At 59.6% G+C, this 22,892-nt stretch carries 17 protein-coding genes; 3 read left to right on the plus strand and 14 right to left on the minus strand.

The window, feature by feature from the left end:
- Window positions 1-42 precede the first annotated feature (42 nt).
- From RM531_RS09095 to RM531_RS09105, 3 genes are all read left to right on the plus strand, one after another.
- Entirely contained in the window at window positions 43-753 is a 711-nt protein-coding gene (locus tag RM531_RS09095) for a hypothetical protein (RefSeq protein ID WP_311658799.1), read from the plus strand.
- Window positions 750-1,376, plus strand: a complete 627-nt coding sequence (locus RM531_RS09100; protein WP_311658800.1) for a hypothetical protein — start codon at window positions 750-752, stop codon at window positions 1,374-1,376. The genes RM531_RS09095 and RM531_RS09100 overlap by 4 nt, the downstream gene beginning before the upstream one ends.
- Before the next feature lie 355 nt (window positions 1,377-1,731).
- Window positions 1,732-2,816 (plus strand): IS3 family transposase gene (locus RM531_RS09105; protein WP_311658801.1). Its coding sequence is split into 2 segments (ribosomal slippage): window positions 1,732-1,987 and window positions 1,987-2,816, totalling 1,086 coding nucleotides; the frame shifts between segments, so codons are not numbered across the junction.
- A gap of 349 nt (window positions 2,817-3,165) precedes the next feature.
- On the opposite strand, the gene RM531_RS16090 is transcribed toward RM531_RS09105, so the two are convergent.
- From RM531_RS16090 to RM531_RS09185, 14 genes are all read right to left on the minus strand, one after another.
- Window positions 3,166-6,513, minus strand: a complete 3,348-nt coding sequence (locus RM531_RS16090; RefSeq protein ID WP_349255422.1) for a thrombospondin type 3 repeat-containing protein — start codon at window positions 6,511-6,513, stop codon at window positions 3,166-3,168.
- Between the two features lie 10 nt (window positions 6,514-6,523).
- Window positions 6,524-8,248, minus strand: a complete 1,725-nt coding sequence (locus RM531_RS09125) for a hypothetical protein (protein WP_311658802.1) — start codon at window positions 8,246-8,248, stop codon at window positions 6,524-6,526.
- A 9-nt stretch (window positions 8,249-8,257) separates the two neighbouring features.
- A complete protein-coding gene (locus RM531_RS09130; RefSeq protein ID WP_311658803.1) occupies window positions 8,258-8,890 on the minus strand; it encodes a hypothetical protein in 633 nt (210 codons plus the stop codon).
- A complete protein-coding gene (locus RM531_RS09135) occupies window positions 8,887-9,441 on the minus strand; it encodes a hypothetical protein (RefSeq protein ID WP_311658804.1) in 555 nt (184 codons plus the stop codon). The genes RM531_RS09130 and RM531_RS09135 overlap by 4 nt, the downstream gene beginning before the upstream one ends.
- A gap of 5 nt (window positions 9,442-9,446) precedes the next feature.
- Window positions 9,447-10,583: a hypothetical protein gene (locus RM531_RS09140; protein WP_311658805.1), complete on the minus strand. Its 1,137-nt coding sequence runs from the start codon at window positions 10,581-10,583 to the stop codon at window positions 9,447-9,449.
- A complete protein-coding gene (locus tag RM531_RS09145) occupies window positions 10,583-11,626 on the minus strand; it encodes a type II secretion system F family protein (protein WP_311658806.1) in 1,044 nt (347 codons plus the stop codon). Before RM531_RS09145 ends, RM531_RS09140 begins: the two co-directional genes overlap by 1 nt.
- A gap of 2 nt (window positions 11,627-11,628) precedes the next feature.
- Entirely contained in the window at window positions 11,629-13,512 is a 1,884-nt protein-coding gene (locus RM531_RS09150) for a GspE/PulE family protein (protein ID WP_311658808.1), read from the minus strand.
- 8 nt (window positions 13,513-13,520) lie between these two features.
- Entirely contained in the window at window positions 13,521-14,351 is an 831-nt protein-coding gene (locus RM531_RS09155) for a hypothetical protein (RefSeq protein WP_311658809.1), read from the minus strand.
- A gap of 64 nt (window positions 14,352-14,415) precedes the next feature.
- Window positions 14,416-15,051 (minus strand): prepilin-type N-terminal cleavage/methylation domain-containing protein, encoded by a 636-nt coding sequence (locus RM531_RS09160; protein WP_311658811.1) that lies wholly within the window; start codon window positions 15,049-15,051, stop codon window positions 14,416-14,418.
- 172 nt (window positions 15,052-15,223) lie between these two features.
- Window positions 15,224-16,243: a type II secretion system protein gene (locus tag RM531_RS09165; protein ID WP_311658813.1), complete on the minus strand. Its 1,020-nt coding sequence runs from the start codon at window positions 16,241-16,243 to the stop codon at window positions 15,224-15,226.
- On the minus strand, window positions 16,240-18,051 hold the full coding sequence (locus RM531_RS09170; protein WP_311658814.1) for a hypothetical protein: 1,812 nt from the start codon (window positions 18,049-18,051) through the stop codon (window positions 16,240-16,242). Before RM531_RS09170 ends, RM531_RS09165 begins: the two co-directional genes overlap by 4 nt.
- A complete protein-coding gene (locus RM531_RS09175; RefSeq protein ID WP_311658815.1) occupies window positions 18,048-18,704 on the minus strand; it encodes a hypothetical protein in 657 nt (218 codons plus the stop codon). The genes RM531_RS09170 and RM531_RS09175 overlap by 4 nt, the downstream gene beginning before the upstream one ends.
- A 13-nt stretch (window positions 18,705-18,717) precedes the next feature.
- Entirely contained in the window at window positions 18,718-20,283 is a 1,566-nt protein-coding gene (locus RM531_RS09180; protein ID WP_311658816.1) for a PKD domain-containing protein, read from the minus strand.
- A gap of 142 nt (window positions 20,284-20,425) precedes the next feature.
- Window positions 20,426-22,892 (minus strand): choice-of-anchor D domain-containing protein (locus RM531_RS09185; RefSeq protein WP_311658817.1); only part of this gene is annotated, 2,467 nt, incomplete at its 5' end.

A 22,892-nucleotide genomic window follows, 5' to 3' on the forward strand; every position in this document is an offset into this window, starting at 1 on the left:
GGCAATTCAGGACACATTGATAGGACACCGAGGACGTCAACCATGCGCTACATGATTTTTGCAATCACCCTGGCCCTCACCGGACCGGCCTTCGCCCAGTCCAATGGAAGCCTCATCATTCGGGATTTCGCCCGTGATATCGGCGAGAAAATCGAGCAGCTCGAAAACCGTGTCGCTCGTCTCGAATCCCGGGGCGGAGACAGCGTTGCCACCGAAGACCTCCAGCTGCAGTTTGAGGCCTTGAAAGACGTGGTCGCCGAAGAGGTCGAGGCCATTCGTGCCCTTCAGCCCCGCTTCGAGGCCGGCCTACGGTCCATTTCCTCCGAGCGCGCCCGCTCCGAGCGCGCTCGGGAGCAGCTTGCCGAGTCCCTGGAAGGAGAATCCCGGGTCGTCATGCGATCGCAGGTCAGCCCGTCGGGCGCCACGTCGTCTCAGGACAACCGCCCATGGCCGGTGCCCGAGAGTTCTCTGGCAATCAGCGCCAACGGCAACGTCCGCTCCCTGATTGACCTCCCACGTCCGCCAGGCCCCTATCTTCTCGTGATCGATACCGAGCCTGGTGACGGCCGCGATCAGGTCTACTGGCGCCTTGCCGAGCAGAATCTGGGCCCCGTCTGGGTCGATGAGATGTCCCCGGAAAGCCGCCCTGCCCTTGCCGTTGGTCGGTTCGACGACACGGAATCGGCCATTCAGCGTGCCAGTGCCATTAACCGAGCCACCGGCCTTCTTCCCCGGATCAAAACCCTGCCATGAAGCACATTACCCTCTTTGCCGCGGCCTGGATGGCCGCCTCCATCGCCGTTGCAAACGAGCCTGTTGTGGTCGGCTTCTCTGCTGGCGAAACCGAGCTCAGCGAAGAAGCCGAATCCCTGCTGATCACGCAGCTCAATGACAAGCGCCAACAGCGCCTCGACACGCTGCAGATCACCCTGGACGAGGCTGAAGGCGGCGATGACATCTCCAACGATAGGTTCGCCTACTTGGCAGGCCTTGCGCTTGCTGCGGGTTACGAAGCCACATCGGTGAGCGGTTACTATGAGGAAAGCCCGATGCCGAGCTTTGCCAGTCTGGCGTTCACCAGCTCCGGCAAGCCGCTGGCTTTCTCCGTCCAGCCTGGGCGTCTGAAGTCAAACCTCGAGGAGATGCTTCGCGACAACGGCTACCCGCACATTGTCTGGCACGGTGATACCGCTTGCGTGGACTGGAACGTCGTTGCTGGCTACGAGGCTCGCGCTGAGACGGTTTCCGAGCTGCTCCGGAAGATCATCACTGGATATCCCCTTCGAGCCTCACTTCACGGCCATGACCGTGTCGCCGCTTTTTACTCGACTCAGGCGTTCTCAGTGAGCTGCGACGAGACTCACGCGACTCGGTGACCCGGGTCCGCCTATAACCCCCTCTCTCCCAACGGCCGCCCACGCGGCCGTTTTCGCCCTCCGTGATCTCGTGGTCACCAGCCGCGGGGATCGGGCGCTGGCACCCCGGCATTACCGGGATGATTTACTGCGCCTCAAGCGCTAGCAGCGGGCCCTGGCTCGCAAGCGCAAGGGCTCGGGCCTGTGGCAGCGACAGCGTCGTCGCGTGGCCTGACCCACCAGCGCCTCGCCAACCTGCTCACCGACCACCACCTGGCGTTATCGATTTCCCATGCGGCCTGGACCGGTAATCCCCCCGAAAATCAGTGCTGTTTAGAAGTGGAATTTTCTCGTAATCTGAACCGAGGAGGTTCCCTTGAAGAAATCCCGATACAGCGACAGCCAGATCCTGGCGATTCTCAAGCAAGCCGAGAACGGCGTGCCGGTGCCCGATCTGTGCCGCGAGCACGGCATGAGCAGTGCGACGTTCTACAAGTGGCGCAGCAAGTACGGTGGCATGGACGCCGCGCTGATGAAGCGGCTCAAGGAGCTTGAGAGCGAAAACCGCCGGCTCAAGGCGATGTACGCCGAGGAGCGGCTCAAGGCCGAGATTCGCCAGGAGGTGATCGAGGGAAAATGGTAAGGCCATCTCACCGACGTGAGGTGGCCAAGAGACTCGTTGAAACGCGGGGTATCAGCATCAAGCTGGCCTGCGCGGCCCTGTCGATCAGCCCGACCTGTTACCGCTACCAGCCCCGGCTGTCAGCGGACAACGCACGCATCGCCGACTGGCTGATCCGGCTGACCCACAACCAGCGCAACTGGGGCTTTGGTCTGTGTTTTCTGTACCTGCGCAACGTCAAGGGCTATGGCTGGAACCACAAGCGGGTGTATCGGATCTACCGCGAGCTGGAACTGAACCTGCGGATCAAGCCGAAAAAGCGCCTGAAACGCGACCGGCCCGAGCCGCTGACGGTGCCCAGGGCCATCAACCAGGTCTGGTCGATGGACTTCCTGCACGACCAGCTCGCCGACGGCCGCAGCTTCCGGGTGCTCAACGTGCTGGATGACCACAACCGCCAGGGTCTGGGCATGGAGATCGACCTGTCGCTGCCCAGTGCCCGCGTGATCCGTTGCCTGGAACAGATCATCGAATGGCGCGGCAAACCCGAGGTCATTCGCTGTGACAATGGCCCGGAATACATCGCCGGAGAACTGGTGACCTGGATGAAACAACAGGGCATCCGCCTGGAGTACATCCAGCCCGGCAAGCCGCAGCAGAACGCCTATGTCGAACGCTACAACCGGACCGTGCGCTACGACTGGCTGAGCCAGTACCTTTTCGACTCCATCAGCCAGGTGCAGGACGCCGCCACCCGGTGGCTATGGACCTACAACCACGAACGACCCAATATGGCCATCGGTGGCATCACCCCGATGCAGAAACTGATGGCCGCTTAGCTCCACTTTTGAGCAGCGCTAAGAATGGGGAGATTACCGACCGAGCTGCGCCGGCAGCTCACCTACAAGACCGCCTGTGGCGGCCGCGAGGTGGTGGTGACTGATCGGTGGGCGCTCACGAGCATGACCTGATCTGGGTGTGGCCACCTCATGAGGGCAATGCCGCTGTCCGAGCAGAACTTGGCCTACCCTGCCTGCAGAGCGACCCATGATCGCGACGCGAACACCGAGATCAATATCCAGCGAATTGATATCCCCAGTTAAGAACGCGCCTCTCACTGCGAATGTACCCACGCAAAAAAACGCCGGTCATCGACCGGCGCTTTTTCCTTAAATTTTGGGTTCTTTTCTATGGACCGAAGAACTCCTCTCGTGTTGGCGTCCTATCAACACCTCTTGGTTTTGGGCCTCCTGTATTACAAAATCCTGTGGCTGCAATATCATCTTCTTCATTAAACAAATCCACGAATGCAGACCGACCAGATTCAAAGCCACACTCAACCCTTATGGCCTTCCCCCCGCCAGACCCAAAAACCCTATTGAAGTCGATTACACCAGAACTCTCTGTCTCAATGAGACCCGCCCCATTAACCCCACTATGCTGAGTTAGATAGAACAACACATAAATATCCACAATTCCCGCATCTACTGAAGTATCTATTTTTGCGTATGGGATGTTGTTTCCTCTCAAGGTCAGCCGAGACCCTGCGGAAAGATATCCGTGAGCAGCAAAAATTATCGGAACTTCGCGGTAGTCAAAAAAGGAATCGTCAACACAGTCAGAAGCACGCACAATAATCGTCGCATTTCCTTCGAAAATAAATACGTCGCCTCGGGATTTCGCGCAGTGAGATGAGCTCGACGGGTATTCGTCCAAAGAATGAGCCCCATCTCCATGATGCACTTGGACGTACGCCGCGGGATGAACACCGACGATATTCCCATAAACCTTAGATTGGACCGCCGCATAGCTGCTCGGTGCAGTTTTTACTGGCTCTAGGCCTTCTCGAATACGAAAGCTCTCTACACCAACATTTGGGTCCGGTGGATTGGTGACTCTCACGTAGATGTCTTTTTCCCCATCACCAAGAGACAAACCGCCATAGCTTGTCTCGTAGATGCATACTTTGTCTCTGCCTGCGCCTGTGATGATACTGGTGAAGTTTTCCACAGGAGAGCCCTCCCTCACCAGCATGAAGTCATCTCCGTCTGTCCCCTCAAAATCCCCCTGGTCTGGCGGCTCTATCGCCCAGGCTGGCGGTTCCGTGCAGCTGTAGTCGAAAGGATCATAAGACGTATCCGGGTCACAGACATCACCTATGCCATCCCCGTCGCTATCTTCTTGCCCCGGGTTCGGGGTGACTCGGCAATTATCCTCAGAGTTGGTAACTCCATCTCCATCGATGTCAGGATCGCAGGCGTCGCCGATTCCGTCCCCGTCCATGTCTGACTGGCCCGGATTCGAAACAGCAGGGCAGTTGTCTTCTCCATCTGAATGCCCATCACCATCCCCATCGTTGAAATTGTCGCAGACATCCCCGATCCCATCATTATCACTGTCTGCCTGATCCGGGTTTGGCGTGTTTACGCAGTTGTCCTGGCCATTTGGTATGCCATCGTTATCGGCATCGTCATCGCAGGCATCACCAATGCCATCCCCATCTGCATCAGCCTGATTCGCATTAGGCGTGAGCGGGCAATTATCGACATCATCCTCGATGCCATCTCGGTCCGTGTCATTCAGGGTGTCGCAGGCATCACCGATACCATCGCCGTCCTGGTCTGCCTGCCCTGGGTTTGGAACAGCAGGGCAGTTATCCGTATCATCAGGGATCCCGTCATTGTCATTGTCCGAATCACACACATCACCGATCCCATCGCCGTCCTGGTCTGATTGGTTCGGATTTGCTGTGAATGGGCAATTATCGTTCGCGTCTTCAATTCCATCACCGTCGCTGTCGGTGAAATCATCACACACGTCCCCAATCCCATCTCCGTCCACATCGGCTTGGTTCGGGTTCGGGATTGCAGGACAGTTGTCTGTGCCGTTTGTGATGCCATCCCCATCGATGTCATTGTCACAAGCATCACCACGGCCATCACCGTCGAAGTCTTCCTGAGCAGGATTTGGCGTCAACGGGCAGTTATCGTTTTCGTCGTGGATCGTGTCGTCATCTGAGTCCACATCTCCCCCACCCTGGTCTCCTCCATCCCCGTCATCAGGTCCGTCAATAATAATGATCTCGGGATCCTCATCTTGACGTAGCGCTGGGCAAATCCCGTCCATCCCAGGACTGTAGATACGGATGTAAAGAGCATTGGGCACTTCACCCGGGGACAGGTATTTCTGCTCATCACTACGATTGTCTACCAGGGGCACAATCGTCGCCATCGGGGCATTGGGGCGATTAGGCGGGTGGCAAGAAAAGTCAGACCTTGCTCGGTGTGTGCTGTAGACGATACCGCGACCCTGAGAATCTCTCTCCACCCAAGCCAGCAGCCCAATCACTGGGTCCAAATACAAAGATTCAGTGTCAAACGGGTTGAACGATGCGTACTTTCCATTCGCGTCGTTGACCGGATCACCCGGTACTGACTCATCCACATAGGCCCATATCGGATGCTGGCTATCCTGGGAATAAAGGCCAATCGACCCAGAGAAGGACCGATAGTTGTTGCTCGACATACTTACCGATGGTTTGGTATCCGAGTTGTAAATACCGAAACCATCATCATCTTCCGGCACGAAGACGATCTCCATCGTCTGCATCACCAAATACGTATCCGTTGCAATTCCGCTATCGAGAAGCTTAATCGTAAGCGTCACCTCAATCTGTCCGCCCAGGTCTTCCAGGCGCGTCGCGTCTCCATCGACGTCATTCCAGTCAATTTTAATTCGTCGGAAGTCCGCATTGAGCATGCTTGCACTATCAATCTGCGCGAGTGCTTCTTCTTCGTTATCCAGGGCTTCTTGATAAGCCATATCCCAAACTCGAAACCCAGCTGAGATGCCTATGTCCGATAACCTCAATGCCTTCGCATCGCTCCTCGCGTTGGACGCAACCTGCACTCTCATATCAGGGGAAGCATAATAGCCGCCAGCGGTCAGAACTGAGCTGCCACCCACCAGATAATCGCTCGTTACTCGAACTGTTCGATCCGGATCGCTAGCACCCGATACAGTAACGGTTTCTCGCTCCGATACTGCGCTCGGAGCACGCGAATCAGCGTCGTTCCCAGTGCTGTTTGCCCCGCATGATTCTCGGGGCGGGTCTTGGTCATGCGGCCCATTACCGGATTCCGGTCCTTCACACACTGCCGCATTGCTGTCGGCCAGACTTCGTGAAATAGCCTGTATATCGATAACTTCAGTGTGCGTGAATTCGGCATTAAGCGGATATGTTGACGCTTCCACAAGATTATAGAAAGCAAACTCAGCACCCGCCTCAGACAAGGGCATCTCGTTCGAGTATCCGAGGTAGTTTCCGTATCGACCTTCATTGGTTCGCAGGAAGATCTCGGGCTGATTGAACATCCGTACCCGTTGCTCGGTGAACTGGTAGGCAATGCCGATTCCGCCAGAACTCTGGTCATCTTCACCACCGCCATTCCCCACATCACCTTTCAAAACGATCGCATGCGCGGACATCGTCATCACACAGGAGGCGATGAAGCCGACAATCTTGAAGTGTTTCATTGCTCTGCCCTCACTCGCCAACGTAATACAGGCCGGTGTAAATCACCGGAGTTGCCGCATTCCCGCCTGGCGGCAGGGTCCATTTGCCCGGTAGCTCTACCGCTCTGAGCATGTTGTTCATGGGCACCACGGTGGGTACGCCGCTTTCATCGGCCGTCACGAACACCGTTCGAGCCGCATTCATGTACACGCGCGGTCCAGCAACACCAGGGAAGTTATTCACGCCAAAGCGCTCGGCCTGGAAGCCCGCCACGCCGAACGGCGTGCCGTCCTGTCCGCCCGATACGCGGCTGGCATATCGAATCTGCGGTCCGATACTCGACGCATCCGCACCCACGTCCCTCACCATCGCAGGAGATCGGGTGTAGGCCAGGGACATGAATGGCATCCACGGTGCCATCTCTGTGAGATCGGCCTGCTGATCGTCGGTCGCGGTCGCCCTTGCCACGCAATCAACCGGTTCGTCCGTGGGCAGCAGACCCAGAAGTCCGCCGCCAGTCGCAAGCCAGGTGATGTCGGTGCTTGGGATGACTTGCAGCGGCGGCGTATGGAATCGAGTCGGCCCACCGTCAGCCAGATTCCGTGTCGTCATCGAAAACGGCTGCCAGGAAAAATCCTGCCCCGCCATGTCGTTGTAGACATGAAGCCCTGTGTACTGGATCGCCGTCCCAGGCGCTGTCTCGATTCGCACAGCGTCATCACGCAGCCTCGTTCCGAACAACAGGGTTCTACGCTCTCGGCGTTCGAGTCGGCAGTCGACGAGCTCGGGCTTTGCGAAGGCGCCCGGGAAGCCCAGCTCAGAGCCCGCCACTCCCTGGAAGGGTCGCGAATCCACAAACGGCAAGACCGCATAACTGAAGGCGATCTCCTCACGGGGGATGTCGTTACTGCCGTCCTGGATCTTGAAGAACACGGCGAAATGCGGTGCATGCGGGTCGCCTGTGCCAGCGTCGCTCTTGCATACCGACACGGTATAAAGCCACCCATCCCGCCTGACCTGCTCAATGGTCGGCGCGAATCCGCCATTGCCATCGGCAGTATTCGAGCATGAGAATGACACTTGGCCAGGACCGCTCATGCTGATGCTCACAAGCTCGGCATCGCCGCCGGCATCACGGCTCGCGCCGATGAGTTCAAAGTCAATAGCAGCAGGCTGGAAGGGTCCGGAGCCATTCGGGCTTCCGAACTCACCCACGCTGCTCGAGATCAATCGCCGATCCGCTTCATACTCGGTCAGATCAATCCGATTAAACCCGTATTTCGCTTCGAACGCGGCAATCGAGTTCTCGATCACCACCCAGCGATTATCCGGGGCGAAATAGCCAATCACCCGTCCCGTGCGCTGCTGATCGTCCCCGATGATTTCCTGAACCGCGAAGGGGATGCGAGAGTTGTTCACAAACGCATCCGACACGACAGTCGACTTCTCCTCCAGTCCGAAGATGTTGGATCCGACGTTCTGCCGTAAGGCAACCCGTGGGCTGGCGGAACTCGACCTGGTCAACACGTCGATGGGCAACGGGTTCACCCGATACATGGTCGACGTTCGACCGTCAGCCGTACCCATCTGTCGGTTCGTGTTGCGCTCATAGTCTGGGTGCTCGTGAACCCAGCTTGAGTCACCCGGGCTCGGGTCCTCGAATCCGGGATTGTCCTCAAACCCACCCTGAGCCAACGCGCCACTGACGACGAAGAGGCTCGCCACCCCGGCACCGAGAAGTCGTTTTCTGTCCATTGCGTGCCCCTATTCCATCGGGAATTCGAACTGCCCATTACCCACGGCAATGGACACAGCGGTCGGAGAAACCGAGGCGAGTCTTGGCACGCTCTCCTCGTCTTTGCCTTTAAGCACGACTCCATCCACCTCGGAGCCAACGGCGTAGAAACGACCGTTGATGAAAGCCCCCCGGGTGGTGGCCGCCTGGACGGCGATGGATTGTCTTGCCAACGCCCCCCAGTCCGTCTTCGGTTTGCGCGCTGCCGCCGATGGCGCTGGCGCGCGTGCAATCGCTGATCGCCGAGAGGCGCCAGCGTTGTCGTTGTTGTTGACCGGCGTCATGGCCCTCACCGGTGGCCGAGGCTTTACTTCCTCCTGTGGCCCGGTAAAAAGCGCCTGCAGCTGATCTGGTGTGATCTCGCCCTCGCCATCAGTGGCCGCGGCGTTCACTGGGAGGGCCAGCAACTGACTCATTCGCTCGACGTCATCGACCTCCTGGCCACGCGATGCGCTTCGAATGCCACCCACCGTGTAGGCGCCTTCCACATACTGGTAAATGACCCGATTGATCTCTGTCGCCCCGAACAGACCCAGAAACGCCAGCAGGACCACCAGTGGTCCACGTCGACTCTCCGGTATGTGCTTGAGAATCGCTTTCATGTCGCCTCCACCAGCGGATCACGTAAATACAGACAGAAACGATCAATCTCCGCGCGAGGCTGCTTACCGTCATAAGCCACCTCGATGCTCTCAGCGGTGACAAAGGGCTTTGCCATCAGCTTCTCCAGCCCCTGATAGAGCAGCCCCACGTTCCCCGCGGTCAGTTCGAACATGCGTGACTGAGTCGCCAGACAGACGTTCACCGCGCCAATGTCCACGTCACCCTGCTCAGCGCGTTCGGCTTCCAATATCCGCGCCTTGTCCGGGAAGCCGGTCAATCCCGACTCCTTGATGCCGAGCATGCGGAACAGCGTGAGCACATCGGTGCCCTCGTCGAGCTGAGGCAAGCGTTCCCGCCAGTCCGCGCCGACCGACTGAAGCGCCTGGAAGTTCTTGCGGAACTGGCGCATCTCGTCGTTGATCGCCAGCTGCTGCTCGACCTTCTCCTGATACCCCAGATAGGCCTGGTAAGCCCCGTAGCACAGGATTGCCGAGAACGCTGCGGTGAATATCACCAGAAATCGATTTCGTGCTGAGATCAGTTCTTTCATGCCAACTACTTGTTGAAACGCCCACGTACCAGGTACTCCACTCGCCGCTCGCGACTGTTCTCGCGGTGGTTCACCAGACGAATTCCTGCATTCAACCGTGACGCCAGATTCGAAAACACCTCCTCGGCACCCTCGACTGCAGACGCGCCAGGCTGACGCGGCAGCTCGAACAACACCTCGAACGACACCGGGTCAAGATCACTTTCTGCCGACGTCTCGACCGATTTCGCCACCAGGCCGGGTTGATGCGCCAATGCCACTGCAATCTTCTGGCTAGGCCCAATCAGATCCTTCTTTCGCTCGAGCTTGGCCAGGAAGGTCTGCTGAGATCGAAGGCGATTGAGCGAGTCCTGTCCGGCTTCGTACTGAGCCTTGATTGGCGCCACCTCCGCCTCGAAGCTGTTCTTGGCGGAATTCAACGGCCCCAGCCCCAGCGCGTACGCGGCGCCATAGCCGCCCATTCCTACCGCCAGGGCCATTGCAGGCAGCACGTAATCCTTCCTCGATGACAGGGAGTAGCCCAGATCCAGGGGATGGAAGCGAAGCCCCTTCTCGGCTGGATCGCTCACGCGTATTGGGTCCACCCCGGCGATTTCGATCCGCGGCAAGGGCTCAGCGAATAGAACCTGGTGCGTCTCGAACTCTTCGAGGCCCGTTAGCTGCAGCACAAGCTCAGCGAACTGTTGTTCGAAATCACCGGAATCCAGCTCCGGCAGCCGGCGTTGGTCATGGCGAACCAGTGCATTCGCCGTCATGACCCAGCTCTCGACAATCAGCGGTCCCCCGCCCGAGCTGCAGGCAGTAAAAAGAATGCAGTCGCGATTTCGCTTGAGCAGGTAATCCAGCACCTGGTCGTGGTAGGTGTATACCGAGGTGACTTTCTTGGCCTTGAGAGCGTCCACCACGTCGTTGTCGATATAGAGGATGTACTCGGAGGCGTCACCACTCTCGCTGGCCGTTCCGGGCAGCAGGCTCCCGCCACGGCGCCGAACCGCGGCCCGAACTGGCTGCTTGGTGAAGCCAAAGGGCGTTTCCCCACTATCACTGCCCAATCGCCCTACCAACGCTTCACCGCAAAGCATGACTCGAGGCGACCGCCCCAGTCCGGCGACATCTTCGGCGCACTGGATATGTGTTGCCATCAGAGATTTTGCACCTGTGAAACCTGAATCAGGGTCATACCCAGCATCGGCGCGATAATCGCCGACGCTGCGATCGCCAGACCCACGTAGTTCGCCCCGGTCAGGATCCGGGTCATCCGGATCATCCCGTCTTCAATCAAGCTTGATTGCACTTCCTTGAGTGCTTCCGCGGTGTTGCCGGTCTGAGCGGACACCTGGAGGCCCGCACGCAACAGCACTGGCCACTTCCGCCTCGGGTCGCCTTGTGGCAGCGCGTGTGGCCTGAGTGACTTCGTCATGTCCTCGCCGGCGACGATGTCCGCCTCGAACATGCGATAGCTGTCGCGCATCCACGCCGGCACGGTGGCTGAGGAAATCCGGACCATCTCGTCATAGGGGATTGAGCCGGCGCTATCGAGCATGCACATGTAGCGGGCCCAGATGCCGCCGTACAGGGCTTGCAACGCGGAGTTGATGGCGGGCACTCGGGTCAGAAACGCCATGACGTCGGCGCGGTTTCCCTCTTCCCTGAAGTAGTACCAGAGCAGGAACACGCCCACCGCGATATAGGTCAGCAACCACATCCAGCTGGTGGTCAGGTACCCGTTGACCGCGTCGGATAAAGCGACCAGGCCAGTGCGGTTGTCCGCCTGGATGTTCTCGGTGGTCTTGGGTATGACCCAGATCACGTAGAAGCAGAAGATCAGGATCCCCGCGCCCGCATACAGGGCAGGCGTGACGATCTTGGTGGATAGTGTTTTCTTGATCTCCGACATCTTGCTGGTCAGTGTCTCGACGTTGGAAAGCACCTCCACCATCGAGCCTGACGCCTCACCTGCCTTGAGCGCTTCGCAGTAGGCAGACGGCCAGATGTAAAGCCGCGAGATTTCGCCGGACACATTCCGGCCTCGCGCCACCCCCTTGGCCGCCTCCTTCCACTTATCCGCCCACTTCCGCTGAATTTCGGAGAGCTGCATCAGGCACTCGTCCATGGGCATGCCCACGGCGATCATGTTGCGGAGCACTCGAGCCGATTCCTGAACTTCAGCGAGTTTCTGCGCCATGCCTAGAACCCCAGGGACTCGAACCCGGTATCCCCGGACTCGATGAGCTGCATGACCGCCTGCTCCATTCGCACGTCGATCGATTTCTCGATCTCCATGCGCGTGCCAACGCCGTCAATGAAGTAGTCCCGCGCCGCCGGCGAGAGCAGAAGAATTTCGTTGGCCGGAAGCACCCCAACCACACCGGTGCCGTCACACTTGTCGCACCCTGTCGCGTCATACACCTGAGACGGGTTCTCCAGCGACTCGATACCGCGCTGGCGCTTCAGGTACTCGATGTAATCGAGCTCGTCCTCGCTCGGTTTTCGGGCTTCCCGGCAGTCCCGGCATAGCCGCTTGACCAGCCGCTGGCTCACCATTGCCGTGATCGAGCGAATCGCCGCGGATCGCATCTCGGGCTTTTCCGGGGGCAGCATATTCACCAGGCGCTCCACACCTGACATCGCGCTCTCCGCGTGAAGCGTCGACACCACCAGATGGCCCGTGGCGGCGTACTGCACCGCCGAAGTGGCCGTCTGCTGATCTCGGATTTCGCCCATCCAGATCATGTCCGGGTCGTGGCGCATGACGTTTCGGAAGATCAGCCCGAAGCCTTCGTCCGTACCACGCATTTCGTAGGGCACCTGGATCTGGGTCACGCCGGGCACTAGCCGCTCGATCGGGTCCTCAATCGACAGACGCGACCGCCGCATACCGTAGATCTGTTCGTGCAGATTCAGGATGCCCGCGATGGTCGTGGACTTGCCAGATCCGGTCGGACCCACCAGCATGATCAGACCCTGGGAGGGCCGTACCGCCTTCTTGAGCACCTCGATCAGCCGCGGGGCAACCTTTTTCTTGGTCAGGTCCACGCGCCCACTTTCCATCGCCATCAGTCGAAGGCGGATCGAGATGGCGTCGCTACCGCTTGACCCCGTATCGTGCGACAGCGGAATGAATGAACACCGGATATTGAACAGCCGGCCATCTCGCAGGCTGTACTGGTAATTGCCGTCGAGCGGCTTTTTCACTCGCTCCGGTTTGATCATCGCGCCGGAAGCACGCAGCAGATAACGGGTGACCTCGGTGTACTGCTCCGCCGTCATCTTCTCGGCGATAGGCAACAGGTCGCCGTAGACGCGGTTCTGAAGGATCGGGGCACCACCCGGGCCGGGGTCGATATGGATGTCCGTGGCCTCGTTGTCCGCGGCCAGCCGATGGATCGAGGCGAGCTTGCGAAACGCATGATCCGCCTGCAGCGAATTCTCGCTGATGACCCGCACACCACCTGTCATCCCCTGGGTGCCGGTATTCTGTTCGGCAAAGCTTGCCAGGGATGCCAGTACCTCGTTTCGCCGACCCACAGCCACCACGGCATCTTCACCGAAGCGGTTTCGGAGCGCGCAGTTTCTCCGCTCTGCTCCCGCCATCTGCTGGTAACGACGAAGCGCATTCTCCAGGTCACCGAAGACCAGCACCGGGGTTTCCCCCTGCAGCGTCATCAGCATGCAGCTGTAACGCTCACATTCGTCGCAGATGATGGGCTCATTCATCGAGCCATGAGCCATCAACTCACCAGCAGACCCCCCGAGCTCCGGGAAATACTGGATTCCCTCCTGAAGGCACTGCAGGCGCTGTGTCTCGCCGATAAGGTCAGGCTCCTCGGTCGTGAATACCGCAATCGACCGCGATCGCTCGCCATACTTCTTGACGATTTCATCAATACGGGCGCTTTTAAGCAGGCCAGAAGCTCGTATTACCTCCGGCATTGATTTGCCGCGCACCTTCAGGCAAAGACTCGCGTCTTTGATGATTCGCTCATTTGGCTTTTTCCAGCCCCACTCGGAAATCAGCGAGACCACACGGTCGTCCATTGATTCCAGGGTCTGTACTTCACCGTCCATCATCCCTGACCTCACAAAACACTCGCCGGGATAAAGATTTCCTCGGCGATGAAAACGGGGTTGCCCGACTCGTCCTGAATCGGGGTCTGAACCTGCAGCACGGCATGATTGGAATCGATGTAGACGTATTCGATCGGGTTGCCATACACCGGGTCGAACAGGCTGTCGCAGGACACGAATACGCTGCCCAGAACATAGGTCCCGCCACAGGCCGGCCCGCCGCCGGCGTAGCCCACCACCCCTCCAAGAAAGGCGGCATCGCCAGGATTCATTTCCACCGCGCCTCCGCCCTCGGTCGGGAAGCCGCCGGCGATACTGAAATGGTCTGCCATAACCCCGAGCGTTCGAATCAGGTGTTCCCGCACGAATCCAATCGCTGATGCCGGCCGACTGGCGTCTTCGATCACTCGCGCGAAAATCGCCCTCGGCGGGCAGAATGAAGCCGGGTCAACCGTGAAGTCGCCCCCACACTGGTTGTCCGACAAGAACAGCGCGTCGCTGTCGTGTGCAAAAGGATCTCTTGCAAAGACCAATGCCCGATCAAAGGTCCAGGCGCCGCCACCGGCGCCCATGGAAACGTCCCGCCGCAATTCGTAAACGATGCGCGGGTCGATATCGAGTTCAAGAGTGGCGTAGTCAGCTTCTGCTACCAGTTCATCCAGATCATCCGGATAGCGAGCAAAGCGATCTTCGAATTCCGCTACGGCAGCTGCCACGTTTTCTGCCTCAATCGCCAGCCGCTGCCGGTCGATCTCTCGGAAATCCTGATAAAGCTCACCGGTCAACGTCGACAGCTGTGCGCCAGCCAGGGACATCAGGACCAGGGTGAGAATCATGTACATGGGATGTTTGTGGTTCCGGAAAGCGGGGCGCCGTCCCTGGCGCCCCTTAACTTCCGTCGCCGATCTAGCGAATATCCACGGTCACGTCGACGGTCGGGTGCAGACCACCCGCAACCGCGCCGTAAACCAGATCGCCATTGGCTTCGCCACCGGCCGCATAGGCGTCGGCCGGCTCGATGGTTTCAACCATGGCCTGCACGACATTGGCCGGCACGTTGACGAAGGTGAACGTCGCCTCACCGTCGGTCACGTTCTTGGCGTCGTCGATCTGGACCTCATAGCCCTCGACCTCATACACGCCAGGCGTACCCACGGCCGGCTCGGTCACCACGGCGACAGCGTCACGCAGACTGCCGGCACCAGTGCGGTCGTAACCCTGCTGGAAGTCCGCGTCGATAAAATCGCGGCCATCAACAATCACGTCCAGCCAGGAGTTGCCGTTGTCATCAACAGCCGGGTGCGCGCTGTCCATCGTCGCCGGCAGACCGAGCTGGGTATTCACGGTCGATGCCAGAAGACCGGCCGAGCCTGCGAAGGTCTCGATGGCTTCGGCACGAGCCGAAGCCGCCGCCGAGCCGGTAAAGCGGGTGGCGATGATGCCGGCAACGATACCCAGGATGACAACCACGATGGCCAGTTCGACCAGGGTGAAACCCTTCTGTCGAGCCGCCTTGAAACGCGGGGTGTACTTCAGTTTCATGCTTTCTTCCTCACTCTATTGTTAAGCGATTCACCGCCACTGGCAGCGTTTATGAAGCCGCCACCGGCGGCCTGTAGGAATAGTCCCGCACTGCAAGGCGCAATCGGGAAGAAAAAACCCGGCTTTTACGCCGGGTTTTCGGAGGGTCTTGTCGTCGGGCCGGTCGACAGGCTTAGAAGGTAAGCACGACGTTGTCCCCAGGCGCCCCGGGCGCAATGCCCTCCGAGACCGATTCATGAATCCGAATCGCGGCACTGTGAGGTAGAGCCCCCTCACCGCCGATGGCCGGGTCATAGTCTCGGCAATACTCGATGCGACCACCGGATGCGGTCACGCCATACTCCGCCGGCGCCAAGCCAATCTGTGCCAGGACGTTGACATTCCCCGCACTCAGGTCGTACCAGCCGTCATAGCAACCCTGATTGCCGCCAGGGGCATTGCCAGACAGATTCGGTGCACCTGCCCCGTTCGGGGCCGGAAAGAAGTTGTCGATACTTGAGGGATCACTGGACAATGCAATCGCGTCATAGATGATCTGCAGCTTGTCCCGCACCCTATTGAGGCGCTCGTAAGTCACTTCGAGGCGCTCACGCTCGGTTGAGAGCGTCGAAAAACGGACCCCGCCGAAATCATCGCCTACCGGCTCCCAGGTATCACGATTGGCCACTGTGAGTAGTGGCGAGTCCCCAGGCACACCACTGGCGGCCGGGTTGCAGTTGGCATCCTCCAACCGGCACGCCGTTTGGTAGATCACACCGAAATCATAGGTCACCGTCACCGGCGGCGAAGCCGAATCGAAGCCGGTCAGGCTTGTCTGCGTGGTCAGGTCTGTCAGACGCTGATAGACCCGCACTCGCTGTGAGGCAAACCCGTCATCATTGATCATCGCTCCATTGACGCCGGCATCAGCCAGTGCGGTGGCCAATGCCACATCCCCAGGATTCAGCACAGAATTATTGAACCCCCCGCCAGTGTATGGCGCGGGCAACCCATTGCCGGTCTCCCGGTCAAACGCCACCATCGCCCTTGCGATCAGAGCGTTCTGGCGGCCCTGGTCATTGAAGTAATGCGACTGGCTTACCGAGTTGAGCGATGTAAAGAGGGTCCCAATCACTGCCCCCACGATTCCGATCACCAGTACGGTGATCGTCAGTTCCGCCAGGGTGAAACCCCGTTGATATCTCTTACTCATTGCGAGGCGACCTCCAGACCACGATCCGGTTCCTTCACGCGCACCGAGAGCAGGAAGTAGTAGGTGCTCACGATCTCGTTTTCGCTGGCCTTGCCAAACGCGGCGCCAACCGGTGAATCCTTCAGCCCGGTTACCCCCGAAGAGTTCGATCGATAATCCTGCAGGGTCTGACCGCCGACCACTACCAACGCGCCATCCTTGAGTAGCGTCTCACCCTGGTAACTGATCGTGCGATCCAGCGGAATATCGGTATTGATGACCTGTGTGCCGTTGCCATTGCTCACCACCTGATCAATGGTCAGGACGCCGCTACGCAATATCTGAGTAATGCTGATCTGAGTCCGAACCACATCCTTTATGGCGTCGTACTGTGGATTCAGGCGCAGGCTTGTACCGAACTGGAACGGAATCAGGTTGTTGGTTCGAGTGGTCTGGGCGGTGGTCTGATTGAGCGTCGTGTTTTCACTGATTAGGTTCACGTAGGTTCGATCGTTCTGGCTAAACGACACCGGCACGCCAGAACTCGTGCTCAGAAACGGCTTCTGGACCGTCTTGACGTCGCCGTGTTGCTCCAGGTAGCCCAGGAAGGCTTGCACGATCGTGTCGCTGCCAACATACCGGCCGCCAACCACGCTCTGGGTCAATGCGTTGGGCGCGGCCCCAATCAGGCCACCGAGGTTTGGCGGAGAAATGGTTACGCCGCCAAGGGCGTTGTTGGACACGATCGCGTCAAAACGACTCGAGGCCAGACCTGCAATCACACCCAGATCGAGGCCCTTTGCTTCATCCCGGGTGCTTGACACCAACACAAGACGTCCCTCGAACTCGAGAACCGTATTGAGCTCAGCCGACAGCCCCTCGATGTACTCGCCAACCTGGTCAAGCACATAATCCGGCGCCTGCACAGTAATAGCGCCGGTAGAGGGGTTCACCGAGAATCGCCCGATTGTTCTTTCCTCGAACAGCTCACCCCCGCCTCGGCTGCTTGCCAGCGCTGCCTGGGCACGCTGCTGCTGCGCCTGGCGCCCAGGCGCCTCAAAGCCTTCGATGGACACCCCACCCCCACCGACCTCGCTGGCCACCGGGACGAGTACGGTCATCCGCTCGGTAAGCTCCGCCTCGATGGCGCCCCAGAACTCCCCATCAGAGTTCACCGACGTAGTGGTTGTGTCTTCATTGCCCCCGGTCAACGCGGTCAGCCCGGATACACCGCCCTGGCCTCCAGCCCCGCCACCGGCACCGCCGGCGCCTGCACCGCCGCCCGCGGCGGCATCGTCGTTGCCCGACTCAGCCAGCAGCTCCGATCCGTAGCTGGTGGACCGGTTGCCGATGTTGATATCCCAGGTCCGGGACTTCATCGGCGTGATCGTGACGTAGTTCGGATCCGTATTGACCTTGAAACCAAGACCCATCGAAGAGAAGAGTACGGTCATGGCCGTCAGGGCGTCGGTATCCGAAATACCCGCACCGGTGTAGTAGTAGGAGCCAAGAGGCAATTGCCAGGAAAATTCAACGCCCTGGGCGTTAAGCGCTCGCACAAGCTCCCTGGCCGAAATCGCCCCTTTCGGCTCGGTGATGCTCACCGGTATCCGTCGCAGCCACTCGTACTCATCGACCTTGATCGGCGTCGGATCGACATAGGGTGCATCCACCACCGATACGTTCGGCGTGGACGCGGAAATCATCTCCCGAGCTTCACGCATCGTTTCGTTGGCGTCAGCCTCGAGTTCCTTCGGCGCATTGGTCGTCACGCAACCCAACACCAATGCGCCGGCCAGCACGCTAACTGAGAGCTTCACTACTTTCATTTGCTACACCTTGTGTTCAAATCCATTGTCGGGGCCAGAACCGCGGTCATGTCCGCTTCGTGCAGGGAAGCACGCACCGGAAACCCGGCCAGCAACTGCGAGAGCAGTTCCGCGCTACGCCACCCCACAATCTGGTGGTCCTTTTGAATGCGCCAATCCACACACGCCGCCTGGCCCACCCAGACGGGATCGCCGTAGCCATGGGATTCGAGCAACCGCGCCACGTTTTCTTTCAGATGTCCGGCGCGCACGTCATACAACATCTTTTCCCCGTGGCTTCTTCCGATCACACGCAAGACACGCTCATCCGTCCCCGGTTGGTAACGCACCTTGGCCGCATCAGCATCGAAGCCCGCCGCCGTAGCTATTTCTCGAACATGCCTCGCGCGCTTTGCCTGCAGATCCCATCCCCATGGGATGTCCGCATTCTCTTTCTCAACCACGATCTCGATTTGGGTTTTCCCTTTTTCCTGCAGGCGACCCAGATGAGTGCGAAGCCGAGCATCAGCTTCTTTGCTCAGCACCGCCTGACCCGGCTCGAACACCACTGGCGAGCCGGCGTCACCCAGCCCAACAACAACGCCGCTGGCAAGCATCAGACCGGAGGCGAACAGCCACCGCCTGACCGCGCCAATCATTGTGTTTTCTCGCATCGACGGCGCTCCATCAGTTGGTTTGCAACTGGATTTGCTCCTGGAAGGTGTCACCCGTTTCCGCGACGGTGAAACTGAACACCAACTGGGCAATCGAGCCGTCCGTCGGGGGGGTGTTGAGCGTAAAAATCACTTCCTCCCCACTGCGAATAACCTGCTGCTCCTGGAGGCCGGAGAAACGCGGAGACACCACCATGTTCACGTCCACGGCCTTAACATTGGTGACGGTGTAATCTCCGCCCACCGCGACCAGCTTGTACCGTCGAAGCTCCACACTCGGGGCATTCGTGGGGATCAGACGAGACCCGGTCGCGGAGTAAGGCAACGCCGCCCTGTTGAAGCCGTCATCAGCTGATCGACCCACGAAAAGCTGCAACTCGGGGGCTATCGCGCTCACGGCCACATTGTCGGGCGTGCTCAGTAGCTCCCCGTCATTCACCACCAGCTGGAACACGTAAGTGCCAGCGCCACCCGGAACAAATGTCGGCTGCGGGGAAGTCGGATCGCTCAGCCCACCCCCGCCGCCTGGGGGCACGCTTACCAACGACCAGCTGTAAGTCAGGGCATCCCCGTTGTCGTCCGAGCTGCCGGTTCCGTCGAGGCCGACCGTTTCGCCCACACTCGCGGAGATGTCTTCGCCGGCATCCGCGACGGGCCGCGCGTTTATCCGTGACGCCACAACGGCAACCCTGTCAGGCGCGCTGGTGATATCTCCGTCGTCTACCGTCAGCTCTGCCACATACCGCCCTTCCAGGTCCGCGGTAAACGAAGGCATCACCGTATTTGCGTTGAGCAGCGTGGCGCCGCTGCCCGACGGGGTGCTTGCGAGCACCCATTCATAATTCAATGGGTCCCCGTTGGGATCGGAGCTTGCCGAGCCATCAAGCTCCACCAGGCTACCCGCCATCACCGACTGGTCTACGCCGGCATTGGCGGACGGTCCCGCGTTTGGCACCCCAACCGTGATCGTGACGGTATCGGGATCGCTCGTTGCAATGTCGTCCGACACAATCAGACTGGCTTCATAGATACCCACAACATCCGCGGTGAATGAAGCCATTGCCGTCTCGGGATCTTGCAGGCTCGTTGCGGAACCCTCTGGCGCCTCCAGCGTCCAGGCAAAAGTCAGCCCGTCTCGATCAGCATCCATGCTGTCCGTTCCATCCAGGGTGACCAATGCGCCCAGATCCGCCCCGCGACTCATCCCGGCATCCGCGACAGGCGTGGTATTGGCGATCACCACTACGCTGTCGTTGTCACTACCCAGGCCGGTCTGACTCACCCGCAGATCCACAACGTAACGACCGGCAACATCCGTGGTCAGGCTTGCCGTGGCTGAAGTCGCCCCTGTCACCGAGGCATTGCTGCCTGATGGCGCTGAGGACAACGTCCACTGGTAGGTAAATGGATCCCCTTCGGGATCGAAGCTCCCGCCGCCGTTCAGGCTGGCGGTATCGCCCGGCGAAACAATCTGATCCTGGCCTGCATTAGCCTCGGGCGTCGTGAACCCCCCGGCCGCGCTCGGCCCGTCCTTGCTGCTTCCGCCGCATCCAACCATGAGCCACGCCGCGGCCAACACGGGCACTGCGGCCTTGATAAAACATGTCCTCATACCTGTCCTCGCTCAAATGCGTAAAGGGCCCTCATTTAGATAGTCCCGCAGGCAAGGACAAAAAAGGGGGCCTGTTGCCAGGCCCCCAATGTCCTCACGAGGTATTTTTTTACTCGGCTGTCGCCCGGCGGCGGCGCATGAGCCCTGCCACACCCAACATCAGCATCAGGGGGAACGCGGCACCGATCGGGCCATCGTCCTGACTCGACATGGAGCAACCGCCCCCGCCGCCGCCACCGCTGTCTCCGCCGCTGACCTGGGATGCAACACCGGGCGCGACCTGCACTCGTACCGAGCCGGCTGCGGGATCAAGGTCCGCGGCACTGTTGTCTTCCACATCAAACCGGAAGATGTCGCCGCTGACCCGACGCACGACCAGCCCCTCTACAGAGGAGGCCGCAGCCAGGCGCTCACCCACCACGACGAAGAACTGGCTATCAGCGATATCGCGTTCGAACATCACTCCGAAACCGCCCTCGTCGCCTGAGAACGCCGGCAAGGTAACGTCCAGGATGTCCCGCTGAATCGACACCCCAGCCGGGACCACTATCCCGCTGACTGACGCCCGCGAGAGAATGCCGCCAAGTCGCCCGTCACTGGACACCACGGTGATGTAGTCACCCACGCTATCCAGCAGCGACGCCACGGTATCCTGCAGCGAGTCGAGCACTCCATCGTCATTACCGTCGCCATTGTTCGGGGCGCCGTCTTCGATGTCATTGTCCACACCATCGTCATCGAGGTCCTGGATTCCCTCGCCCGTGACGGTCAGCCGGAATGGCGAGTCGTCATTGTCGTTGGACAGGATTTCCAGCACGTCACTGACGAAGCCCGGCTGAGTCGGGTTAAAGCTCACCCGAATCTGGCAACGCTGGCCCGGGGACAGGCGCCGCGATCCGCAGTTGTTGCTTGTCACTGCGAATGGGCTACTCAGGCCCGCTTGCCCGCCAAGTATCAGATCGGCGGTGCCGGCATTGATGACCTCGACCACCTGGTCCTCAGTCATCCCCAGCCCACGCTCACCAAACTGCAGCGGCGATGGGCGCACCTGAATTGCCGGCACTGCCTGATTAACCCCAACACCCTGCAAGGCAACCGTGACGCTTCCACCGTTGGAACTGATCACCAGCGAATCGTTATCACCGCCCGCATCGGATGGCGCGAACGTCAACCTCACGTTGCAGCTGGCACCCGGCGCAACACCGCCGCTGCAGTCTTGTGCATTCGACGAGAAAGCACCCGAAGCGCCGCTGACAACGATGTCATCAAGCCGCTGATCACCGTCATTGGAAACCTGCAAAACGCGCTGCGACTCCGATCCCACTTCGGTATTGGCAAATGACACGGTGGTCCTGTCAACACTCAACGCCGGCCCTTCAAGCACAGCCGTACCGCGGCCGGTCACAGCGACAACCTGACTACCGGCATCCGTGTCAACGACCAGCTCTCCGCTTGCGTTACCCTCGGCATTGGGCGAGAAGCCCACCACCACGCTGCACGACTCACCGCTATTCAGGGTCGCCGGGCAGCTTTCGCTCTCCAGCGTGAATGCGGCTCCCGTCACTCGAATATCCGTGATTGCCAGTGCGCCGTCTCCGTCGTTGCGCAGGGTCACACCATCCGATGCACTCATGCCTACCGGCAGGTCTCCGAAGTCCAGCGAAACCGGACTTAGTACCGGATCGCCCATCGGCTGATCCGCACCTGTTCCCTGTACCAACGTAGATAGGGTTCCTCCATCCGAAGACACCACCAGCTCGTCTTGAACAAAGCCGCTGGCCACTGGCGAGAACGCCAACGTAATCTGGCACTGCCCACCAGCCGGCAGCGTCGCGCCGCAGGCGGTCGACGCAATCCGAAACGGTGACGACAAGCCGCTGATCGAGCCAATCGTCAGGGTTGCGTCCCCATCATTGCGAAGCGTCACAGTGCCCGTGGCCTCACTGCTGACCGATACGACCCCAAGGTCGATCACCGCCGGCGAAAGTGCGGCCGCCGGCGCCCCTTCCGCGACACCCTGGCCCGCCACGTTGACGGTTGCGGTGTTCGCATTCGATTGGACCTGAAGAGTTGCCGAAAAAGACCCTTCGGTCACCGGGGAGAAACTCACCTCAAAGGTGCAGCTAGATCCGGCCGTGAGCGACTCACCTGAGCAACCGTCCTGAGCTTGCGGCACATCGAAAGGCGCATTCACGCCGACAATGGCACCCACCATAAGCGTCGCGTCACCCACGTTCGCCACGGTCACCGACTCCCGCACGGAAGCCCCCGTCGACGTGGCCCCAAAGACCACGCCAGCCGGTGTCGCCGAAAGCTGGCCTACGCCATCAACCACGCCTTCGCCGACCACGTTCGCGGTCAGCACACCGTCGTTGGTCTGCACGCTCAGCACATCATCAGATGAGCCCTGGACAGCCGGCGCGAAACGCACGTTGATTGAGCAACTTCCGCCCGCGGCCACGCCACTGCCACAATTCGTCGACATGATCGAGAAAGGCAATGCAAGACCCGACAGGCTGTTGATCGAAAGCTGCGCGTTACCGTCATTGCTCACCGTAACGGTGCGGATTTCACTC

Source organism: Spectribacter acetivorans, from assembly GCF_031846305.1.
GTDB classification, from domain to species: Bacteria; Pseudomonadota; Gammaproteobacteria; order Nevskiales; family Salinisphaeraceae; genus Spectribacter; species Spectribacter acetivorans.

Coding starts and splice junctions, on each gene's coding strand:
- RM531_RS16090 (WP_349255422.1), bottom strand. CDS start 6,513: ATGAAACACTTCAAGATTGTCGGCTTCATCGCCTCCTGTGTGATGACG.
- RM531_RS09095 (WP_311658799.1), top strand. CDS start 43: ATGCGCTACATGATTTTTGCAATCACCCTGGCCCTCACCGGACCGGCC.
- RM531_RS09175 (WP_311658815.1), bottom strand. CDS start 18,704: ATGCGAGAAAACACAATGATTGGCGCGGTCAGGCGGTGGCTGTTCGCC.
- RM531_RS09125 (WP_311658802.1), bottom strand. CDS start 8,248: ATGGACAGAAAACGACTTCTCGGTGCCGGGGTGGCGAGCCTCTTCGTC.
- RM531_RS09135 (WP_311658804.1), bottom strand. CDS start 9,441: ATGAAAGAACTGATCTCAGCACGAAATCGATTTCTGGTGATATTCACC.
- RM531_RS09100 (WP_311658800.1), top strand. CDS start 750: ATGAAGCACATTACCCTCTTTGCCGCGGCCTGGATGGCCGCCTCCATC.
- RM531_RS09140 (WP_311658805.1), bottom strand. CDS start 10,583: ATGGCAACACATATCCAGTGCGCCGAAGATGTCGCCGGACTGGGGCGG.
- RM531_RS09130 (WP_311658803.1), bottom strand. CDS start 8,890: ATGAAAGCGATTCTCAAGCACATACCGGAGAGTCGACGTGGACCACTG.
- RM531_RS09145 (WP_311658806.1), bottom strand. CDS start 11,626: ATGGCGCAGAAACTCGCTGAAGTTCAGGAATCGGCTCGAGTGCTCCGC.
- RM531_RS09155 (WP_311658809.1), bottom strand. CDS start 14,351: ATGTACATGATTCTCACCCTGGTCCTGATGTCCCTGGCTGGCGCACAG.
- RM531_RS09150 (WP_311658808.1), bottom strand. CDS start 13,512: ATGATGGACGGTGAAGTACAGACCCTGGAATCAATGGACGACCGTGTG.
- RM531_RS09165 (WP_311658813.1), bottom strand. CDS start 16,243: ATGAGTAAGAGATATCAACGGGGTTTCACCCTGGCGGAACTGACGATC.
- RM531_RS09160 (WP_311658811.1), bottom strand. CDS start 15,051: ATGAAACTGAAGTACACCCCGCGTTTCAAGGCGGCTCGACAGAAGGGT.
- RM531_RS09170 (WP_311658814.1), bottom strand. CDS start 18,051: ATGAAAGTAGTGAAGCTCTCAGTTAGCGTGCTGGCCGGCGCATTGGTG.